This window comes from Sulfurovum sp. bin170 (assembly GCF_010892395.1).
GTDB lineage: Bacteria > Campylobacterota > Campylobacteria > Campylobacterales > Sulfurovaceae > UBA1140.
The window spans coordinates 1-2,963 of sequence record NZ_JAACKB010000178.1 but is presented as its reverse complement, the minus strand read 5'-3'; the positions used below and the strand labels follow the sequence as shown (position 1 = coordinate 2,963).

General features: G+C 36.5%; 3 protein-coding genes. 2 read left to right on the top strand and 1 reads right to left on the bottom strand.

Annotated features, from left to right (window positions below; genetic code table 11):
* The first annotated feature begins 29 nt into the window (after positions 1 to 29).
* Together GSY74_RS04170 and hisD are read left to right on the top strand one after the other, a co-directional pair.
* The gene (locus GSY74_RS04170; protein WP_164663848.1) at positions 30 to 938 is read left to right on the top strand and encodes a 1-aminocyclopropane-1-carboxylate deaminase/D-cysteine desulfhydrase; all 909 of its coding nucleotides are present in this window, start codon (positions 30 to 32) and stop codon (positions 936 to 938) included.
* A complete protein-coding gene (gene hisD, locus GSY74_RS04165; protein WP_188108693.1) occupies positions 925 to 2,211 on the top strand; it encodes a histidinol dehydrogenase in 1,287 nt (428 codons plus the stop codon). Before GSY74_RS04170 ends, hisD begins: the two co-directional genes overlap by 14 nt.
* Before the next feature lie 79 nt (positions 2,212 to 2,290).
* On the opposite strand, the gene GSY74_RS04160 is transcribed toward hisD, so the two are convergent.
* A complete protein-coding gene (locus GSY74_RS04160) occupies positions 2,291 to 2,836 on the bottom strand; it encodes a response regulator (protein WP_164663847.1) in 546 nt (181 codons plus the stop codon).
* Positions 2,837 to 2,963: the final 127 nt, after the last annotated feature.

The window sequence follows — 2,963 nt, the reverse complement described above, 5'->3', positions numbered from 1 at the left end:
TATTAATATTAATATTAGTATAATTAGATATGAATATTAATAGAGATAGATTATCGAATTCACCTATAGAGAAGAGGGACTTTCGAGGTAGAGAGATTTATATAAAGAGAGATGACCTGCTAGACCCCGAGTTTTCAGGGAATAAAGCGAGAAAATTTTATTATTTTTTAATCAATGAGTTTCCCCATGTAAAAAAGGTAGTAGCCTACGGCTCCAATCAGTCAAATGCGATGTTTTCACTATCCGTACTAGCGAAGATAAAAGGGTGGGAGTTTGAGTATTATACAGACCATCTTTCATCATATCTTAGAGAGAATCCTGTAGGAAACTATAAAAATGCATTGGCGAATGGGATGAGGTTAATTGTAGGTAGAGGGGAACCCAAACGAGCGGATATTGAAGATAAGCAGACTGCTTTTGTTGAAGAGGGAGGACGACAGCTAGAGGCTAAAGTAGGGATAAAGATGTTAGCCCAAGAGATAAAACTGTGGCAACAAGGTAACTGTATCAAGAGACTAAATATATTTCTACCCTCTGGTACAGGAACTACAGCTCTATTTTTACAAAAGTCACTTTTGGAGATGGACAGCAGATTTCAAGCTAAAGTTTATACGGTTCCATGTGTTGGCGATATAGAGTATCTAAAGTTGCAGTTTAGTATGCTAGAAGAGAATATATTGAACCATCCATCTATTGTGAAGCCTAGTAAAAAGTATCATTTTGGGAAGCTATATAGGGAATCTTATAAAATTTGGCTAGAATTACGCGACGATATGGGTATTGAGTTTGATATGTTATATGACCCTGTTGGGTGGTTGACACTTATGGCAAACCCAAAAATTTTTAGAGAACCTACACTCTATATTCATCAAGGTGGACACCTTGGTAATGAGAGTATGTTGATGAGGTATGAGAGGAAGTATGGTGAAGATATATAATATAGAAGATGATAATTTTCAAAAAGAGTTTGATGAGTTATTAAAGCGAGGCAAAATGGATATTGATGGTGTGAGTAGCATTGTCAAAAATCTGCTTGATGAGATAAAAACAGAGGGTAATGAAGCACTAAAAGAGCATATCTCCAAATTTGATAACTGGAAACCAGAGAGTGATGAGGCGTTAGAGGTCTCTCTTAGTTCTATGGAGGATGCATATGATAATATTGATGTAACTCTAAGAGATGCTCTTCATTTAGCTTATGATAGAATAGAGAGTTATCATCAAAAACTTATGCCTAAGTCATGGTTTGATTTTGAAAAAAGTGGCACGATGTTGGGTCAAAAAGTGACAGCTGTTGATAGGGCAGGATTGTATATCCCTGGTGGAAAGGCAGCTTATCCTAGTTCTCTACTTATGAATGCCATTCCTGCGATTGTTGCAGGGGTAGAGGAGATAGTGGTTTGTACTCCTGCACCTGATGGTGAACTCAATGAGTTGCTTTTAGCTGCTTGTCATCTGTGCAAGGTTACAAAGGTATTTAGAGTAGGTGGAGCTTCGGCTATTGGAGCGATGGCTTATGGTACGCAGACTATTCCAAAAGTGGATGTGATTACAGGTCCTGGTAATATTTTTGTTGCTACTGCTAAAAAACTTGTCTATGGAGAGGTTAATATTGATATGATAGCAGGGCCTAGTGAGATTGGTATATTGGCTGATGAGACAGCAAGAGAGGATTTTGTTGCAATTGATCTGCTCTCACAGGCTGAACATGATGAGATGGCGAGTTCTATATTGATTACTACGGATACCTCGTTAGCTAGTAGAGTATCTGCTAAAGTAGAGGAGTTTTTAGGAACACTATCAAGGGAAGTGATAGCTAGAGAGTCTATTGAAAAGCGAGGAGCTATAATTGTTACTCAAACAATGGATGAGGCGATAGATTTGATGAATCGGATAGCACCTGAACACTTAGAAGTCATAACTTCTAGTCCTATGGAACTCTTGCCAAAAATAAAACACGCTGGAGCGATTTTTCTAGGTGCATATACTCCTGAATCTATAGGGGATTATGTGGCTGGTCCGAACCATACTCTGCCTACTGGGGGAACGGCCAAGTTTTATTCACCACTAAGCGTAGAACACTTTTTGAAAAAATCATCGATTATATCTATGAGCCAAGAGGGTCTGAATGAGATTGGTGAAGCTTGTGCTTTAATTGCCAATACAGAAGGATTAACTGCTCATGAAGCGTCCGTTCGAATACGAATGTAGGGTCGGTAACACCGACCAATCAAATTGAAATTTTCAAAATTCCCAAACAGAGTTCGGGAACAAGGGGCTAGTTTTATATTTACAGGTTATAGAAGTGTTTCAATGCTCTAATAATCATAGCATTCTTAGAGATACTTTCACTCTTCGCATCTGTATCAACTTGCTCATACAAGTCAAGTGGTAGGGTAATAGAGAAGATTTTTGTTCTGTTTTTCTTTTGCTTCTTAATATCTGAGACAATATCTTTTAGAACATCAATCATCTTATCTGTATTGATAGGTTTACGGATAAAGTTGTTAACACCAATCTTCACAGCTTCAGAGATATTACCCATATCATCACTTGCTGATACAACAACAATCATCTGTCTAGGATTAATCTCTCTAATCTCTTTAGCAATATCTAAACCACTTTTACCTGGTAGGATAATATCAACAAAGATTATATCAGGCTGATGTTTTTTATATAAATCTAAAGCAGTCTCACCATCAAATGCAGAGTAGACATCAGAAAAGAAGTTTTTGAGTGTTGTGCACATCAACTCATTTGTCTCTGGATCATCCTCTAATACCATTGTCTTTAGTTTCTTGGTCTCTTCTACGATTTTCATTAAGTCATTATTCATGTAATTCCCATTCCCTTTAAATTTTTATTGTTAATAGATTGTAACATGTTAATTATTAAGGCAAATTAAAAGTTAATCAAAAGAGTTATACTTTATTTAAATAAATTTTTTTTTATACAACTAAAGT

What these genes read in the sequence shown, in the direction of transcription:
- GSY74_RS04170 (WP_164663848.1), top strand. Translation starts at nt 30, where the DNA reads ATGAATATTAATAGAGATAGATTATCGAATTCACCTATAGAGAAGAGG.
- GSY74_RS04160 (WP_164663847.1), bottom strand. Translation starts at nt 2,836, where the DNA reads ATGAATAATGACTTAATGAAAATCGTAGAAGAGACCAAGAAACTAAAG.